Raw genomic sequence first — 18,035 nt, forward strand, 5'->3', positions numbered from 1 at the left:
TATTTACCTTCATCCGGCAGAATCTTCTGAACTATTAAAGCGTTTAAAACCTTGTGATGCTATCTTTTTCTCGGGTGCCCTACCTTATTATATGGCAAAAGAAATAAGAGAACAATTACCAATTCCAAGTGTATATTTGCAGCAAGACGAGACAACTGTCGCATCTTCACTCCTTTCTATAATATACCATCAAAGTATTCAACCTCATAAAATTTCAATTGATTTAGTAGATCGTTCGTTTATTACAAATGTGTTCCATGACATCGGTCTGAAAGAAACGCCGCAAGTGATGGATTACGAAAATATGTTATGGAGTAATGATGAAATTAAGAGAATCATTGATTTTCATTTAGCTAAATATCAATCTGGAGAGGTTGATTTAGCTTTAACTAGTATTCACGCYGTCTACGATGAACTTCAAAAAATAGGGATTCCTTCAGAGCGTATGATAGATCCAACGCAATCAATTATACATGGGTTAAAAGATGCAAAAATAAAAGCTGAGTTAGCAAAAAGCCATTCAGCTACTGTTGGTGCTTGTATTATATCCTTTATAGAGTTACAAGAAAGCTCGCTTGAACAATTAAATGTAATTTCAAAAGAATTACGTGGTTCATTTAAACAAGTTGATGAAATGACTTTTATTTTGTATACAACTCGTGGTGATATTGAATTGAGTATAAAAACAAATACGATAGATCGTTTATTTATGAATATAGAAGGCGCAGTGTCTGTTGGATTTGGTTACGGTAAAACAGTAAATGAAGCGGAGCAAAATGCAAAAATCGCTCAAGGTTTCGCAAAGAATAATCCGATAGAACGCTGCTTTTATATACTAACAAGTGATAAAGAATTATTTGGTCCGTTCCCGAAAGAACAGAGGGTACAAAGTTTAAAAAACGATAATCCTGAATTAATGAAAATAGCGAAGGAAATGAAGCTTAGTCCTGCAAACTTGTCAAAAATTATTCAGTTTAGTCAATCGCATCCATCATTGAAATTTACAGCGGCCGATCTTTCTGAGTATTTACAAGTGACTCGGCGATCGACGGAAAGGCTGTTAAAGAAATTAGTTGATTACAGGTATGCCAATATTTGCGGCGAGGAAATGCCCTATCAACAAGGGCGCCCTCGTGCAATATATGAGCTAAATTTACCGTTGTATTCGTTTCAAAAATTTTAAGCTTCTAGTTGTGCTTTTTGTTTTTTCAGTAGGTCTGCTTTTTCAATATCAGATAGCTTCGTAATTGTGAAGCCAGTTATACCATAAATGATTGAGATAATAGGTACGATGAAATTCAATATAGCATAAGGAGCATATTCGAATGCGCCTACTCCAAGTGTTGCGAGTATAAATACACCACATGTATTCCAAGGTACGAAAACAGAAGTTAATGTTCCACCATCTTCTAATGCTCTGGATAAATTTTTAGAGTGTAGTCCTTTTTCTGTGTACGCATTTGCATACATTCTTGAAGGAACAACAATCGAAATATATTGTTCAGAGCAAGTAAGATTCGTTGCAAAGCAAGATGCGATGGTAGAAGCGATAAGTCCTTTTGATGATGTCGCTAATTTTAAAATTTGATTTACAATTGAGCGAAGAATGCCAGTATGTTCTAGTACTCCTCCGAAAGTCATAGCGACAATTGTCATAGAGACTGTATTCATCATAGAGCTTAAGCCACCACGGTTAAATAGTTCGTCTACTAGCTTGTTTCCAGTGTCTATAACAAATCCACTTTGGAGTGCACCGACAGCTGATGAGACAGAACCACCTTGAATAAAGACTTGTGATAAGAATCCTAAAATAACACCTACGAGAATAGCTGGTATAGCAGGGACTTTTTTAGCGACCAATACTATAACGACTACTGGTATAATTAATAGAAAAGGCGAGATAACAAAGTTTTGTTGCAATACTTGTAAYGTTTGATCGATGCTTTTTGAATCAATATTGTTAKCGCCAAAGYTTCTTCCTAAGAACGCATAAACGATAAGAGTAATAATTAAACCTGGAATTGTAGTAAATAACATATGACGAATATGTGTGAATAAATCTGTATTTGTTAATCCTGCGGCTAAGTTTGTCGTGTCTGAAAGCGGTGACATTTTATCGCCGAAATAAGAACCGGAAATTATAGCACCGGCAACCATTGGAGCTGGGATTCCCATACTTAGGCCAATTCCCATTCCTGCAACACCAATTGTTCCCATTGTAGACCAAGAGCTACCGATAGCTAATGCAACAATAGAACAAATAATTGTAATTGAAACTAAAAATAGTGATGGAGTTAAAAGATTTAAACCGTAATAAATCATTGTTGCGACGATTCCGCCGCCAATCCAAGCACCGATCGTTAAACCTACAAGAATAATGATAACGATAGCGGGTAATGCGAGGCGAATTCCTTTATACATTGCTTCTTCAATGTCGTTCCATTTATAACCGTAACGCCAGGCAACGATAGAAGCAACGGTTGTACCGATAATAAGTGGGACGTGAGGGCTTTGTTTTAATACAACAATTGTAACCATCATAACTGCAACTGTAATGATAATAGGGATTATTGCTATGCCAAAAGGTATTTCTCTTTTCATAAACTGCCTCCTCATTATGTATGTTTGTATTTTTAGAATTGTCGCAAAATAGACGTTATTAAGTTATAATAACTAAAAATAGATGCAAGCGTCAATATAAAAACAGAAAATATAGAATCTTCTATTTGTATGGATATCTTTATAAGATGAGTTGAAATCGGGTATTAACGGTATTAAAAAAATAAACAATTGACTTTTTTCTTAAAATTCAATATGTTCATAAAAACATCTGTTTTTCATAAGTATAATTAATCTGAATGGTTTGTAATTAGGGGAAGGAGAATGAAGCTTTGAAAACATTAGAACTACAAGATCGTTTAACTGAAATTTTTCAGCATTTACATGAAAACCCTGAAGTAAGCTGGAAGGAATATGAAACGACAGCTTATATTACTAACTTTCTAAAAGAAGAAGGAATTTCATATAAAATATTTGATGATTGCCCTGGCGTGATTGCTGAAATCGGAAGAGGGAATCCAGTTATCGCGATTCGTGCTGATATGGATGCACTATGGCAAGAAGTAGACGGAGAATTTAAAGCGAATCACTCATGCGGCCACGATGCTCATATGACAATTGTGATGGGCCTTATTTTACAATTGAAAAATATGAGATGGGATAGCGGTACTGTTAGATTTATTTTTCAGCCGGCAGAGGAAAAAGGAAATGGTTCCTTAAAGATGGTAGAGAAGGGCGCCGTGGATGATGCTGATTTCTTATTTGGTGTTCATTTAAGGCCGATTGAAGAACTGCCTTTGAAACAAGCAGCCCCATCTATTCGTCACGGAGCTGCAGCATTTTTAGAAGGGATGATTCATGGAGATGATGCACACGGGGCACGCCCACATCAAGGTATAAATGCAATTGATGTCATTTCGATGATCAATATTGGATTGAAAAATATATGGTTACCGCCGCAGACRTCWTATTCTGTTAAGATGACGAGATGCCAAGCTGGTGGTGATAATCTAAATATTATTCCAGGTAACGGGCACTTTAGTTTAGATGTAAGAGCAGAAAATAACATATTACTAGATGAATTGAAGCGAAAAATAGAGCAAGTAATTCAGTCAGCTGAATCAATGGGATCTAAACTTTCTTATGAGTGGATTGATCTCGCACCAGGAGCTGAAGTGTCAGAAGAAGCTGAGCGTTTCATGCGGAAAGGCATTCTTGAAGTGTACGGGGAAGAGGGATGTACTGGACCACTGTATACGACAGGAAGCGATGATTTCCATTACTATACAGTGAAAAGACCCCATTTAAAAGCTGTCATGCTTGGACTAGGGGCGAACTTACAACCYGGATTACACCATCCRTAYATGRAGTTTGATCATAGCTGTATAATGGATGGAGTAGAAATATTGAAACAAACTGTATTGAAAGTATTRGARRACAGGGGCTAGAWAGCTCCTGTTTTTTTGGTAGGRATTTGTYGTTAAGTCGATATATTCGATTTCGCGATAATATAATTTCACGTATCAATTAATTTGATAAAAATGAGCATTCAGTACGTGGTGTATAATAATAGTAATATTTCTTAATAGGAGCAAACGAATGAACGAACAATATTACGATGCTGTATTAAATATAAAAACTGTCGGCGAGCAAAAAGGATTTAATAAGTCTATGCATTATCACCGTTATGAACCGACGCCATATAGCGGATTAGATGAGTTATTGAATCAATATGAAATAACAAGTAGCGATCGAATTGTAGACTTTGGGTGCGGAAAAGGGAGATTGAATTTTTACATGCACCATAAGTGTGGTGCTTCGGCCGTTGGGATTGAAATGAATGAAGAGTTTTATAAAGAAGCAATGGATAATCGTGATCGTTATGCGCGAAAAGTGAGAAACAGTAAAGATAAAATTCGGTTTGAATGTTGTTTAGCGCAGGAATATGAGATTGATCCGCGTGATAACCGGTTTTATTTCTTCAATCCATTTTCTGTACAAGTGTTTATGAACGTAGTAAATAACATTTTGCTTTCAGTAGAAGCGGTGGAGAGAGAAATTGATATTATTTTATACTACCCTTCTGAAGATTATATTTTCTTCTTGGAGAATCAGACTGCATTTGAATTGAAGAAGGAAATAAGATTACCGGGTGCTTATGAGAAGAATGGGAATGAGAGATTTTTAGTGTATAGATTGGAGCGTTAATGTATGGGGGCTTGGGGAGTAGCGATATTGTCAGATGATATTGCTAAAGATATTCAGTTAATTTATAAGGATTTGTTAGGAAATGAATATTCAAATGAAGAAGCAAGTAGGATTGTAATTGAGGAATACCAGACTGAACTAGATGATGAAGAGATTATTGTTTTTTGGCTAGCATTTGCTTGCATACAATGGAAGTTAGGAAGACTTCAAGAGAATGTTAAACTTGAGGCATTGCAAATAATAGAGAGTGGTGCAGATTTATCCCGCTGGGAGGATGAACCTAAATTACAGAGAAAACGTGAAGTAGTGTTAAATAAACTTAGAGAACAGTTACATTCTCCGCAGCCACAAGCTAAAAAAGTACCGAAGAGATTTATAGCGAATACTTCTTTAAAAGCAGGCGATGCTGTTAGTTACGAATTAGTATCGGGGAATTATATTATTCTTAAAGTCATTGAGATTATTGAGGAATGGTACGGGGATCGATATCCTCTATTTGAAATGTGTGATTGGGAAGGGAAAGAGATTCCTTCAAAAGAACAAATTGACCAATTAGACTTAAAGAAAAGGATTTATGAAGATGGAAAGCAGGAAATARTTAAGCTTGCTATTTATTCTTCAGGAAAAAGAGATACCCCGGCCAAAAGAATACAAGTAGTAGCAGAAGATATAAATGTAGTATTAGATATAGAACCACCGTATGATTTAATATGTTGGAAGGCATTTGACGACCATTTACATACAATGTAATAAAAAAGACGCGTTACCAATAGGTAGCGCGTCTTTTACTCACGTCTATATAATTAGTTACGGATTAAGTAATCAAATGCACCTAAAGCTGCATTCGCACCTGAACCCATAGAGATGATGATTTGTTTGTACGGATTATTTGTACAGTCACCTGCACCAAACACTCCTGGTACGTTTGTAGCGCCGTGCTTGTCTGTTACGATTTCACCGCGAACGCGTTCAACTGTTTCGCCTAACCAGTCTGTGTTTGGCACAAGACCGATTTGAACGAATACACCTTGTAATTCAACATGGTGTACTTCTTCAGTTTCACGATCGATGTAAGAAATACCGTTTACTTTATCAGTACCAGTGATTTCTTTCGTTTGAACGTTTTTCAGAACAGTTACGTTTGGTAAGCTGTTAAGACGTTCTTGTAATACAGCATCAGCTTTTAATTCTGGCATGAATTCAAGAACAGTTACGTGCTTAACAATACCTGCTAAGTCGATAGCTGCTTCAATACCAGAGTTACCACCGCCGATAACCGCTACATCTTTTCCGATGAATAATGGACCGTCACAGTGTGGACAGTATGCTACACCTTTGTTTTTGAACTCAGCTTCACCCGGTACGCCAACATTACGCCAGCGAGCACCTGTTGAAACGATTACGCTCTTACTTTTCAGAATAGCGCCGTTTTCAAGTTCCACTTCAATAAGTTCTTTTTTCTCTAAACGTTTCGCACGTTGTAGATTCATTACATCGATGTCGTATTCTTTTACGTGCTCTTCAAGGCTTGCTACTAGCTTAGGACCTTCAGTGCGTTTTACGCTGATGAAGTTCTCAATACCCATAGTATCCATTACTTGACCACCGAAGCGCTCAGCAACGATACCAGTACGGATGCCTTTACGTGCTGCATAAATTGCTGCACTTGCACCAGCTGGGCCGCCACCAACAACAAGAACATCGTATGGATCTTTATCAGAAAGCTCTGATGCATCTGGACCGTTACCCATTTTAGCTAAAATTTCTTCAAGTGTCATACGACCGCTTCCGAAAGATTCGCCGTTTAGGTAAACAGTTGGTACTGCCATGATGTCTTTACTTTCTACTTCCTCTTTGAATGCAGCGCCATCAATCATAGTATGTGTAATACYAGAGTTTAGAACGCTCATTACGTTAAGAGCTTGTACAACATCAGGACAGTTATGACAACTTAGGCTGATATAAGATTCAAAATGATATTCGCCTTGAATGTTTTTGATTTGATCGATTAATTTTTGTTCAAYTTTTGGAGCACGTCCACTCACTTGTAGTAAAGCTAACACTAATGAAGTAAATTCGTGTCCTAATGGAATACCAGCGAATACGACACCAGTGTCTTCGCCAGGGCGATTTACGCTAAAGCTTGGTGTTCTCTCTAGTTCAACTTTTTCTACTGTAATCTTTGATGACATAGTAGCTAATTCATCTACTAGAGATAACATATCTTTAGATACGTTATCGTCTCCTGCGCTTACTTTAAGTAAAATATCGTTCTCCATTAACTGAAGGTATTGGGATAGTTGTGTTTTTATATCTGCATCTAGTATCATTTTGATCGAACTCCTTAGATTTTGCCTACAAGGTCAAGGCTTGGTTTAAGTGTTGCAGAACCCTCTTGCCATTTAGCTGGACAAACTTCACCTGGGTTGTTACGTACGTATTGAGCTGCTTTAATTTTGTTAACAAGRATGCTTGCGTCACGGCCGATACCGTCAGCATTGATTTCCATAGATTGGATAACGCCGTCTGGATCGATGATGAATGTACCACGAGCAGCAAGACCTTCTTCTTCCATTAAAACGTTGAAGTTTGTAGTGATTGTGCGAGTTGGGTCACCAATCATAATGTATTCGATTTTGCCGATAGTTTCTGAGCTATCATGCCATGCTTTGTGAGTGAAGTGAGTGTCTGTAGATACAGAGTATACTTCAACGCCTAAGTCTTTTAGAGTTGCGTATTGGTTTTGTAAGTCTTCAAGTTCAGTTGGACAAACGAATGTGAAGTCTGCTGGGTAGAAACAAACTACGCTCCATTTTCCTTTTAAACTTTCGTCAGTAACTTGGATAAATTCTCCATTATGGTAAGCATTAGCTTTAAACGGTTTTACTTCTGTGCCGATTAATAACATATTAAAATTCCTCCTAAAGGTTGGTTTTGAGCATCGGAAATTAGTTTGCTCATAAAATATATTTTTTAATTAACTATAATAATTCTAATTCGATATTAATTATCATATAGAAGTGGTTATTTTGTCAAGAGAATAAACCAACTTTATACCAATTTAATTAATATTTATTCTCAATTAAGGCTGCTAGGGAATTAAAAGGTAATTTTCAAGTCATAAATTTTCAATGAGTGTTTGAAAGAGTAGTGWGTATGTTAGAGACATGGTGTAAGTATAAATTCTTAGGAAGGAAATATTTCTTAGAAGTTGTGGATTTGAAAAGGAACTGCTTACTTCTATTTTACAAAGAATTGTGCAATAAATAAAACAAAATGTATCGGAATCTTTGTGAACAATTATTGTCATCATAAATATATATAATAAGAAGTATATTGCAATGAAAAATAGAAACATTGACGCTCATTTCTAACAAGATATAATAAAAGCGAGATATGTATTGCAATAGAGAAGATATAGTATAGATTGAAAAAGTTTCAGTCTATTATTTTTTACGGCTTTTAGAAAACGGTTACATTTAGTGTGGAGGGGAAACCATGTCTAAGTTTACGAAGTATTTTTTAATGGAAGCTAAAGATGTGATTGCATATGTGCAAGAGAAATTACCTAAGTTCGAGCATGCAAAGGGGCTAAAGTGTAAAGAAATAGGTGATGGTAATTTAAATTATGTRTTCCGCGTTTGKGATGAACAGAAGARCATTTCTGTCATTGTAAAGCAAGCTGGGGATACAGCACGTATTTCAGATGAGTTTAAGTTGTCGACGAATCGAATCCGTATAGAATCAGATGTTTTGCGATTAGAAGGAGAGTTAGCATCTGGACTCGTGCCAAATGTATATTTGTTTGATAGTGTGATGAATTGTTGCGTGATGGAAGATTTATCAAATCACACAATATTGCGTACAGCACTCATAAATCATCAAATGTTTCCGAGGCTTGCTAATGATTTAACTACTTTTATGGTAAATACTCTTCTATTAACATCAGATGTTGTAATGAATCATAAAGAGAAGAAGGAACTCGTGAAGAATTATATAAATCCTGAGTTATGTGAGATTACAGAGGACCTCGTATATTCAGAGCCATTCACAAACCATAATAAACGCAACGAATTGTTTCAATTAAATGAAGGATGGATTAGGGAGCATATTTATAGTGATAAAGAGCTTCGTATGGAAGTAGCAAAACTTAAGTTTTCGTTTATGACGAATGCACAAGCGCTACTTCACGGTGATTTACATACTGGTTCTGTTTTTGTGAAAAGTGATTCTACAAAGGTTATTGATCCTGAATTTGCTTTTTATGGACCTATGGGATATGACGTTGGGAATATAATGGCGAATTTAATGTTTGCTTGGGTGAATGCAGATGCAGTGATGCAATCTGGTATTGAGAAAGATACATATATGAACTAGATAGAATCTACCATGATAGATGTAATTGATTTATTTAAGAAGAAGTTTTTAGAYGCTTGGGATATTCATGTRACAGAGATTATGGCGAAGGAAGAAGGCTTTAACCGAGTTTATTTACAATCTGTATTAGAGGATACATCTGCAGTGACGGGTCTTGAGCTAATTCGTCGTATTGTTGGTCTAGCGAAGGTACAGGATATTACTTGTATTGAGAATGATGCAGCGCGTGCTAGAGCGGAGCGAATTTGTCTTCAGGCAGCGAAGAAGTTTATTTTACAAGCGAATCAATATGAAACAGGTAGTAGCTTTGTAGAAACGTTAAAAAAACAGTCAATGCATAGTGCGAAATAAGGGGAGAAGATGATGGCAGAGCAATTAATACCAATTCAGTGGAAAGATTATGCTTTAGTGTTATTGGATCAAACGGTATTACCGAACGAAGTAGTCTATGAATCTTTTAAAACGGCTGAGGGTGTGTGGGATGCGATTCAAGTAATGAAAGTACGAGGAGCGCCGGCAATAGGTGTTTCAGCAGCCTACGGTGTGTATTTAGGAGTAAAGGAAGTTGCGGAAAGTTCGGCGGAAGAATTCATAGCGGAAGTAAAAAAGGTATGTGCATACTTAGCGACATCAAGACCGACAGCAGTAAATTTATTTTGGGCGCTTGAAAGAATGGAAAGTGTTGCGAAAGAGAATGCTCACTTATCAATTGCGCAGTTGAAAGATAGATTATTAGAAGAAGCAAAAGAGATTCATAGAGAAGATGAAGAAATTAACCGTCAAATTGGAGAACATGCATTAACATTATTCCATGATGGCATGGGGGTATTAACGCATTGTAATGCAGGTGCGTTAGCAACGACTAAGTATGGCACTGCGACAGCTCCAATGTACTTAGCGAAAGAAAAAGGATGGGACTTGAAAATCTATTCCGATGAAACACGCCCTAGATTACAAGGTTCAACGTTAACGGCATTAGAACTGCAGCGAGCCGGAATTGATGTAACGGTCATTACAGATAATATGGCAGCAATGGTCATGTCACAAGGGAAAATTGATGCGGTAATCGTTGGATGTGACCGTGTAGCAGCAAACGGTGATGTAGCAAATAAAATTGGAACATTAGGTGTTTCGATTTTGGCTAAATATTATAACATTCCGTTTTATGTAGCAGCACCAACGCCGACAATTGATTTGAAAACACTGACAGGAAAAGAAATTCCAATTGAAGAAAGGGATGCTTCTGAAGTGATCAATCGTTTCGGACAATACTCTGCTCCGCAAGAAAGTAAAGTATACAATCCGGCATTTGATGTCACGCCATATGAAAATGTAACAGCGATTATTACGGAAAAAGGAATTGTGAGAGCACCGTTTATGGAGAATTTAAAAAAGCTATTTCAATAAGTAGATAGTTTTTAGAAAAATAGTCATCATAAGTTTCTTACTAGGGGGATGTATATGTTACTGCAAAAAGAAAGAGAAGAAGTTGTAGCGTACGGAAAGAAAATGATTTCTAGTGGTTTAACAAAGGGGACTGGCGGTAATATTAGTATTTTCAATCGTGAACAAGGTCTTGTTGCAATTAGCCCAAGTGGTCTAGATTATTATGAAACGACGCCTGAAGATGTAGTTATATTGAATTTAGATGGTGAAGTGATAGAAGGAGAGAGAAAACCATCAAGCGAATTAGATATGCACCTTATCTATTATAGAAATCGTGAAGATATAAATGCGCTTGTGCATACACATTCTCCTTACGCAAAGACGATTGCATCATTAGGGTGGGAACTTCCTGCAGTATCGTATTTAATTGCTTTCGCAGGCCCGAATGTACGCTGTGCACCGTATGAAACATTTGGTACGGAGCAATTAGCAGAGGCTGCTTTTGAGGGCATGATTGATCGCCGTGCAGTTTTACTCGCGAACCATGGTTTAATGGCCGGAGCGAATAATATAAAAATGGCGTTTACTATTGCAGAAGAAATAGAGTTTTGTGCTCAAATTTATTATCAAACGAAAAGTGTCGGAGAACCGAAATTACTGCCAGAAGACGAGATGGAGAATTTGGCGAAGAAGTTTGAAGGGTATGGGCAGCAGTAGAATGAAATGAAAACACCCTCAAGAAAAAAATCTTGAGGGTGTTTCTCTATGCCTTCTTCAATAACAAATACATAAAGTAAGGTGCACCAATTAAAGCAACGACAATACCAGCTGGAATACCGCTAGGTTCGACGATATTTCGTCCAATTGTATCCGCTAGTAGTAATAACCATCCGCCGATTAAAACGGCGATAGGGATGAATATTTGATGCCTTGGACCTACTAAAGATTTGGCGATGTGAGGAGCCATAAGTCCGATAAAGCTAATGCCTCCTGTTACGGAAACAGCAGCGGCAGCAAGTGCAACGGCTGCGATTAATAAGTATCTTCGTTCTTTTTCAATTTCAATTCCAACACCGATTGCTACTGGTTCGTTTAATGCTAGTATATTTAATCGATTTGCTTTATAGAAGACAAATGGGATTAATACGATTAGCCAAGGAAGCATTGCTAAAACAAATGTCCAGTCATCTCCCCAAATGTTTCCGGCAATCCATTTAGCGATAAAGTCTACTTTCATACGATCTGCAGATGAAATAAGTACAATCATCGCGCCAGATAGTGCAAATGAAAAACCGATGCCGGTTAATGTTAATCTTATTGGCTGAAGGCCTGTGGATTTGCTATATGAAAATACGTAAATTAGAACAGCTGTTAGAAACGCACCGATAAATCCAACGACTGGTAGTAGGTAAAGGAATGAACCTACGTCTATCGGGAAGTATAGAAAGAAAAAAGCAACTGCAACACCAGCACCAGCGTTAATGCCGAGAATACCAGGTTCAGCTAAATCATTTCGGGTAATACCTTGTAATACAGCACCTGATAAAGCGAGTGCCATACCAGCTAATAATGTAATGACGATTCTAGGTAGCCTTAAAGAATATAAAACGAATTCTTCTTTAAATGAACCTTGTCCCATAAGTGTTGGGATTAATCTGTCATAGGAGAGAGCGGCAGAACCGAKTCCCATTCCAATTACAATTGTTGTGATGGTAAGTATGAGTAATGCAAGTATGATAAGGCGTTGTTTCTTTAKAATAGATTGCATCATGAGAAAGTTCTTCCTCCTTTACGWACAATRAATAGGAAGAATGGTAATCCTACAATTGCGACGATTGCAGCAACTGGTGTTTCATACGGAGCGTTAATTGTACGTCCGATTGTATCTGCGAGCAGCATAAAGGAAGCACCAGCGATCGCTGACATCGGTATAACAAAACGGTAGTCTGGCCCAACGATTGGACGAACCATATGAGGTACCATAAGGCCGATAAATGCCATGTTTCCGACAAGCGCTACAGAAGCACCTGCAAGCAAGATGATAATGATAAATAAAATCGTTTTAATGACGATAATTTTTTGACCGAGTCCAACGGCAACTTCTTCACTGAAACTAAGAACTGTTAATTTCTTTGCAAGTAAGATAGCGATAAATATACTTATTGAAATAACCGGAATAATAATTTTTAATTGGCTCCAACTCGTTCCAATTACGCCCCCAGCCGTCCACATTGATACATCTTGTGAAATTTTAAAGTAAATGCCAACACCTTCTGAGATTGCAAGTAGAAATGCTGAAACAGCAGCACCAGCTAATACAATTCGAAGAGGRGAAAGTCCGCCCTTTTTCACCATGCCAATTCCAAATACCATAATAGCGCCAATTGCAGCACCGATAAAGCAAGCTAGTGTTAAGTAAAGGTAGCTTATAGAAGGATTGAAGGCAAGTGTTAGTGCAAGTGCAGCATTTGCGCCACCAGTTAGGCCAAGTAATCCAGGATCGGCAAGTGGGTTTCGCGTTAATCCTTGCATAATTGCACCAGAAACAGCGAGTCCAGCTCCTACAAAAATAGCAGCAACTTCACGTGGTAAACGTATTTCACGAAGGATGGATAGCTTATCTCCTTTAGCAGAGGAAGTAAGTGCTAACCATACGTCTTTTATAGAAGTATCTGCAGCGCCTAACACCATTGCAAACATAAAAATAAGAAAGAATGCAATGATACTCAAAATTAATTTGTATGTAAAAGCGTTGGAACGTAGGTTGTCTTGCTCTTTTTTCATTCGTTTCACATCTTTTCTTTTCATAGAATAAAGGAAGAGGAATTCTTAAATTAAGAATTCCTCATGTTTGTATTATTGACCAAGAAAGCTCTTCTTGAAGAAGTCTAGTTGGAAATCTAATGTAAGTGGATCATTGAAATAGAATTCCATCATGTTTGCTTCATATACACGATTATTTTTTACTGCYGGAATGTTTTTATATGATTCTGTCTCTTGGAATGAGTTATCAGTATCTTTGTTTTTACTTACGATTAAGTAATCACCAGCAAACTCAGGTAATACCTCAGTAGATAATGCGTAGTATCCTTCTTTTAAAGCTTTTTCTTTTACTTTTTCAGGCATTTTTAATTTCATTTCTTGGTAAAGAATTTCTGTTCCGCGGCCCCAGTTTTCGCCGTATACGTAAAGCTGTTTGTTGAAGTTTTCAACAACAGAAACGGTTGCATCTTCACCAATCTTCGCTTTAATGTCTTTTCCAGCTGTTTGTGCGCGTTTCTTGAAATCATCAACCCAAGTTTTTGCTTCTTTTTCTTTATTTAATAATTTACCGATTTCTAAGTGTTGTGTTAAGTAATCAACTTTTCCGTAAGTGTATGTTACAGTAGGAGCGATTTTCTTTAACTTATCAACATTTTTAATATTTGATAAACCAATGATTAAATCTGGATTTAATTCTGCAATCTTTTCAACATTTTCATCTGATACTTCAGCGACATTTTTCAGTTTGCTATCGAAACGTGGGTTTTGTTTAGACCATGAATCTACCCCAACAAGATTTACACCTAATGACATTACGTTACCAGCGAATGATGATAGGACAACAACACGTTGTGGATTTGCTGGAACTTCTACTTTACCATTTTCAGATTGGTATGTAATTGTTTCTGATTTCTTACCTTTTGCGTCGTTCTTCTTGTCTGTTGAACCGTTGCTACAAGCACTCATAACAAGGACGAACAGAACTGTTAGTGAAATAAATAATTTTTTCATCGTCTTTCTCCTTTAGATAGATGATATGTGATATACAATAAATTGTTTAGCTTTGATCTTTTGAAAAGTTAGTGGTAATACAAAAGTCTTATTAACAATCTTGAACTTGAGATTTTACCATATAGTATTCACCATAGTAATAGAAGAAGATGTAATCTCACAGTTGCTAATAATTAACAAATTGATAATGATTATCACTATTGATTCTTTAAATACTATAATTTTATATAGGTGTATTGTCAATAGTGATTTTGATTGTAAAATTTATAAAAACAAGTTATATTTTATTGAGAATGATAATCAATTATTAGTAGCTGAGGAGTGACACGAATGAATCAAGAAGAATTGTTTGATGTAACTGTGATAGGCGGAGGACCTGCAGGGCTTTATTCAGCTTTTTATAGTGGACTAAGAGAGATGAAAACGAAAATAATAGAATTTCAACCACAGTTAGGTGGAAAAATACATGTTTATCCGGAGAAAATGATTTGGGATATTGGCGGATTATTACCGGTTACTGGTGAGAAATTAATTGAGCAACTTGTACAACAAGGATTAACATTTCAGCCTGAAGTTGTATTGAATACAAAAATAGAATCAATTATTCGTAATCAGGATGGCATTTTTACGTTGAAAACAAGCTCTGGGGAAGAACATTTTTCAAAAACAGTGATTGTCGCAACTGGGAGTGGTATATTGAATCCACAAAAGTTATCAATTGAAGGTGCTGAGAGATTCGAAGTCTCAAATTTAAATTATACAGTTAAATCGTTAAAACGTTTCAAAGATAAAACGGTAATTATTTCAGGCGGAGGGAACTCSGCAATTGATTGGGCGAACGAATTAGAACCAATTGCGAAAAAAGTTTATTTAACATATAGAAAAGAAGAATTATCTGGTCATGAAGCACAAGTAAAACAACTTATGAACAGTTCAGCAGAATGTTTCTTTAATACATCGATTACAAAATTAATTGCTGGTGATAACCATGAAGCGATTGAATATGTAGAATTAACAAATCATGAAACTGGAGAAGTTTCTCATTTATCTATCGATGAAGTTATTATTAATCATGGATATGAACGCGATATAACATTATTAGAAAATAGTGAGCTAGATGTTGCTATTGTTGATAATTATTATATTGCAGGGAATGCAAATAGTGAGTCCTCGGTAGACGGATTATATGCCGCTGGAGATATTTTAAAGCATGACGGAAAATTACATTTAATTGCAGGAGCATTCCAAGATGCTGGAAATGCTGTGAATAAAGCGAAACAATTCATTCAACCAGATGCAAGTGAGTACGGAATGGTTTCTTCCCATAATGAAGTATTTAAGAAGAGAAATCGAGAATTGATTAAGCAGATGATGAAATAATAAAGGAACAAGTATACCCCCATTTACATCTCTATTTCTATGGACGAGAGATACAAATGGGGTTTTTCCTGTTTACTATATTTTCAATCATTTTCATGACACCGTTTTCATTAGTTCATGTCATATGAATGTATTTCTATAAAAAGGGAAYACAAAGACTTGAACATTTTATTTGTAAATCTTTCTAGGAAACAATGAATCTATAGTTGGTTTGTGCGGACCATTATTAAATTATGCSGTCCCTTTTKYCTGTTCATTAGGAAATGGAATATTTTGTATAGAAACAATATATTGTTTTCCATGTTGTCGAGCTAATGATTCTAATATTTGACGAACGCGTTTTGTAAGATTGCCTTGTTTTTTTATAGCTTCACAATATGCATCATAGAAAACGTATTTAGCCCAAAGGAAATCATCTTGTTGGAATAAGAAATGATTTTTGTACCATTCACCAATCGTATGATAACAATTATTTTCATGTACTGCTGCACTTTGTGAAAGAATACGATCGGATAAAGACTTAGATAGATGAGAAATTGTGTTTTCTGTTTCAACTCGTAATGTTTTTTCTAACATTGTAATGATGTGACGAGTAGCCATATGTTAACTCTCCTTTGTGTAAATGGGTAATACCATTCTATATTTAAAAAAATACTTACTATACTATTATACAATATATGGAATGCATCTACCTGCTTTTTAATTTGTATTTACAAAATCTTTTTTATTTGTTTACAAAAATAAAGTAAGATACATTATGTATATGAAAAAATAATAAAGGAATGAACACATTGTATATAACGATAGAAGAGGCTGCGGAGTATTTGAAATTACCAAAATCGTATGTTGAAGACTTAATTCAGCAAAAGAAAGTTCGTGCATTGTTTGATGGAGAGCAATATTTAATAAATAAGGAACAGTTTAATACACATTTAGAACAAATGGAGAAATATAAGCAGTTAGTGGAAGAAATATTAAATGAACCAATTCCAGAAGATATGGATGTTAAAGACGAAGATTAAATTTATAAAAAGCCCCCGTATTAAGATATGCAGAAATGTATCTTAATACGGGGGCTTTTTATATTAAGGGATGAAAAAGTCATCCGAAATCCTAGAGTTACTTTAAGGGAAAGAAGATTTTATGGGGATTAGTATTATTAGTTAAAAGCATATTTTTTCATAGCGGGGACAAACATAGCGAACATAACCTGTACAGATACATATACTATCAGTGCAAAAGCTTATAAATTAATGGAAGGGGTTTTCTCGTGAGTTTATTTCATTGTGATTTTTTGAAAGACTTAATTGGATCTTACGTGAGAGTAAACAGAGGTGGTCCAGAATCTCAAAAAGGAATAATAGTCGCAGTATGTTCGGATTACTTTGTATTAAAGAGTGAAAAAGGAGAGCTTTCTTACTATCAGCTTCGCCATCTAAAAAGTGTTACAAAAAATACGAAAGATTGTGAAGCAGATGATTATGGATGGTTAGAATATGAAGATGACTTTGAAAAGCTACTTCAAAGCTTCAAATATCGCTGGGTGAAAATTAATCGGGGTGGCCCAGAAAAAATTGAAGGTATTTTACAAGATGTTTCTTGTGATTATGTGACATTAATTGTAAAAGAAGAAGTTATATTAATCTCAATAACTCATATTAAGAGTGTTAGTTATAGCCCAGTAGTGTGCGGAGAGAGCGAAGAAAGTAACAGTGAAAGCAATAATTCAGGTCGAACTCGTGCACAAAGACAATCAAGTAGAGGAAGATAATAAGGAAGGAGGATACGAACTTGGAGAGCGTATTATGCTGTGATCAAATTAAAGGTTTAGTCGGTGAGAATGTAAAAGTAAATCTGCGCGGACCAGAAAGTCGAGTAGGTGTACTGTTATCGTTAGGAAAAGATTACCTTACACTACAATTACCTCATGGAGAAGTAGTGTATTATCAGCTGAAACATGTGAAGAGTCTAGTCAAGAAAGTGAAAGAAACAAAATGTGACGATTACTATGGTTCATGTTTCTATTCTGATGAAGATACTTTTTTTGATGTATTAAAAGACCTGAAGTATAAGTGGATAAAGATTAATCGCGGTGGACCAGAGTGTGTAGAAGGTTTATTAAGTGAAGTRCATGAWGAATGTATTACRCTAGTAAAYKGTGATGAAGTTATTTAYRTRATTAWTTATCATATTAAGAGTGTGAGTCAARTAGTTAAATGTAAAAAGAATGAAGATGAATAATGTTTAATAAATAAGAGGGGCATTATGATTGGAAGTAAAGAACGATTTCATAGTTCGCTACAATTATGAACGATATATGAAAAGGATCTCTTACTATTAAAAGACAGAAC

Annotated in this window: 17 protein-coding genes and 1 pseudogene; 11 read left to right on the top strand and 7 right to left on the bottom strand. The window is 35.9% G+C overall.

The genetic code is table 11. The annotated features are described in order from the left end of the window. On the top strand, positions 1-1,183 hold a 1,183-nt coding region (locus AC1DJR_RS02565), incomplete at its 5' end, for a transcriptional regulator (protein ID WP_477001960.1). On the opposite strand, the gene nhaC is transcribed toward AC1DJR_RS02565, so the two are convergent. Then, positions 1,180-2,601 (bottom strand): Na+/H+ antiporter NhaC, encoded by a 1,422-nt coding sequence (gene nhaC, locus AC1DJR_RS02570; protein WP_477001961.1) that lies wholly within the window; start codon positions 2,599-2,601, stop codon positions 1,180-1,182. The two genes, AC1DJR_RS02565 and nhaC, sit on opposite strands and share 4 nt — an antisense overlap. Positions 2,602-2,891: 290 nt before the next feature. Here nhaC and AC1DJR_RS02575 point away from each other — a divergent pair, with 290 nt between their 5' ends. The 3 genes from AC1DJR_RS02575 to AC1DJR_RS02585 all read left to right on the top strand — a co-directional run bounded on the left by AC1DJR_RS02575 (position 2,892) and on the right by AC1DJR_RS02585 (position 5,517). Further along, positions 2,892-4,007: a M20 peptidase aminoacylase family protein gene (locus AC1DJR_RS02575; RefSeq protein WP_477001962.1), complete on the top strand. Its 1,116-nt coding sequence runs from the start codon at positions 2,892-2,894 to the stop codon at positions 4,005-4,007. Between the two features lie 151 nt (positions 4,008-4,158). After that, complete coding sequence (locus tag AC1DJR_RS02580) at positions 4,159-4,767, top strand: SAM-dependent methyltransferase (RefSeq protein WP_429687002.1); 609 nt, start codon at positions 4,159-4,161, stop codon at positions 4,765-4,767. A 3-nt stretch (positions 4,768-4,770) separates the two neighbouring features. Continuing rightward, on the top strand, positions 4,771-5,517 hold the full coding sequence (locus AC1DJR_RS02585; RefSeq protein WP_477001963.1) for a hypothetical protein: 747 nt from the start codon (positions 4,771-4,773) through the stop codon (positions 5,515-5,517). Between the two features lie 53 nt (positions 5,518-5,570). Here the strand turns inward: AC1DJR_RS02585 and ahpF are convergent, their stop codons facing one another. Both ahpF and ahpC read right to left on the bottom strand, forming a co-directional pair. Beyond that, positions 5,571-7,097 carry an alkyl hydroperoxide reductase subunit F gene (gene ahpF, locus AC1DJR_RS02590; protein WP_477001964.1) on the bottom strand — a complete coding sequence of 509 codons (1,527 nt, stop codon included), beginning with the start codon at positions 7,095-7,097 and terminating at the stop codon, positions 5,571-5,573. Between the two features lie 14 nt (positions 7,098-7,111). Next, positions 7,112-7,675 carry an alkyl hydroperoxide reductase subunit C gene (ahpC, locus tag AC1DJR_RS02595; RefSeq protein ID WP_000924420.1) on the bottom strand — a complete coding sequence of 188 codons (564 nt, stop codon included), beginning with the start codon at positions 7,673-7,675 and terminating at the stop codon, positions 7,112-7,114. Between the two features lie 590 nt (positions 7,676-8,265). Here ahpC and mtnK point away from each other — a divergent pair. The 3 genes and pseudogenes from mtnK (at position 8,266) to AC1DJR_RS02610 (ending at position 11,247) form a co-directional block, all read left to right on the top strand. Then, positions 8,266-9,495 (top strand): annotated as a pseudogene (mtnK, locus tag AC1DJR_RS02600) (S-methyl-5-thioribose kinase). A 12-nt stretch (positions 9,496-9,507) separates the two neighbouring features. Further along, positions 9,508-10,551: an S-methyl-5-thioribose-1-phosphate isomerase gene (gene mtnA / locus AC1DJR_RS02605; protein WP_131246575.1), complete on the top strand. Its 1,044-nt coding sequence runs from the start codon at positions 9,508-9,510 to the stop codon at positions 10,549-10,551. Between the two features lie 54 nt (positions 10,552-10,605). Next, on the top strand, positions 10,606-11,247 hold the full coding sequence (locus AC1DJR_RS02610; protein ID WP_002029515.1) for an L-fuculose-phosphate aldolase: 642 nt from the start codon (positions 10,606-10,608) through the stop codon (positions 11,245-11,247). Between the two features lie 46 nt (positions 11,248-11,293). On the opposite strand, the gene AC1DJR_RS02615 is transcribed toward AC1DJR_RS02610, so the two are convergent. Genes AC1DJR_RS02615 through AC1DJR_RS02625 form a run of 3 tightly spaced genes read right to left on the bottom strand, consistent with a single transcriptional unit; the run spans position 11,294 to position 14,304 of the window. Beyond that, entirely contained in the window at positions 11,294-12,301 is a 1,008-nt protein-coding gene (locus AC1DJR_RS02615) for a FecCD family ABC transporter permease (RefSeq protein ID WP_477001965.1), read from the bottom strand. Then, positions 12,298-13,338, bottom strand: coding sequence for a FecCD family ABC transporter permease (locus AC1DJR_RS02620; protein WP_002091286.1), 1,041 nt, complete (start codon positions 13,336-13,338; stop codon positions 12,298-12,300). The genes AC1DJR_RS02615 and AC1DJR_RS02620 overlap by 4 nt, the downstream gene beginning before the upstream one ends. A 48-nt stretch (positions 13,339-13,386) precedes the next feature. Then, entirely contained in the window at positions 13,387-14,304 is a 918-nt protein-coding gene (locus tag AC1DJR_RS02625; protein ID WP_000732562.1) for an iron-hydroxamate ABC transporter substrate-binding protein, read from the bottom strand. A 330-nt stretch (positions 14,305-14,634) separates the two neighbouring features. On the opposite strand from AC1DJR_RS02625, the gene AC1DJR_RS02630 reads away from it, so the two are divergent. Beyond that, a complete protein-coding gene (locus tag AC1DJR_RS02630) occupies positions 14,635-15,684 on the top strand; it encodes an NAD(P)/FAD-dependent oxidoreductase (protein WP_002091284.1) in 1,050 nt (349 codons plus the stop codon). 231 nt (positions 15,685-15,915) lie between these two features. Here the strand turns inward: AC1DJR_RS02630 and AC1DJR_RS02635 are convergent, their stop codons facing one another. Continuing rightward, positions 15,916-16,284, bottom strand: coding sequence for a hypothetical protein (locus AC1DJR_RS02635; protein ID WP_477001966.1), 369 nt, complete (start codon positions 16,282-16,284; stop codon positions 15,916-15,918). Positions 16,285-16,466: 182 nt separating this feature from the next. On the opposite strand from AC1DJR_RS02635, the gene AC1DJR_RS02640 reads away from it, so the two are divergent. The 3 genes from AC1DJR_RS02640 to AC1DJR_RS02650 all read left to right on the top strand — a co-directional run bounded on the left by AC1DJR_RS02640 (position 16,467) and on the right by AC1DJR_RS02650 (position 17,925). Next, positions 16,467-16,706, top strand: coding sequence for a helix-turn-helix domain-containing protein (locus AC1DJR_RS02640; protein ID WP_002010190.1), 240 nt, complete (start codon positions 16,467-16,469; stop codon positions 16,704-16,706). Positions 16,707-16,954: 248 nt separating this feature from the next. After that, a complete protein-coding gene (locus tag AC1DJR_RS02645) occupies positions 16,955-17,455 on the top strand; it encodes a spore coat protein (RefSeq protein WP_477001967.1) in 501 nt (166 codons plus the stop codon). A 20-nt stretch (positions 17,456-17,475) separates the two neighbouring features. Further along, positions 17,476-17,925: a spore coat protein gene (locus AC1DJR_RS02650; protein ID WP_477001968.1), complete on the top strand. Its 450-nt coding sequence runs from the start codon at positions 17,476-17,478 to the stop codon at positions 17,923-17,925. Positions 17,926-18,035 lie beyond the last annotated feature (110 nt).

The organism is Bacillus sp. 05T31 (assembly GCF_056396725.1).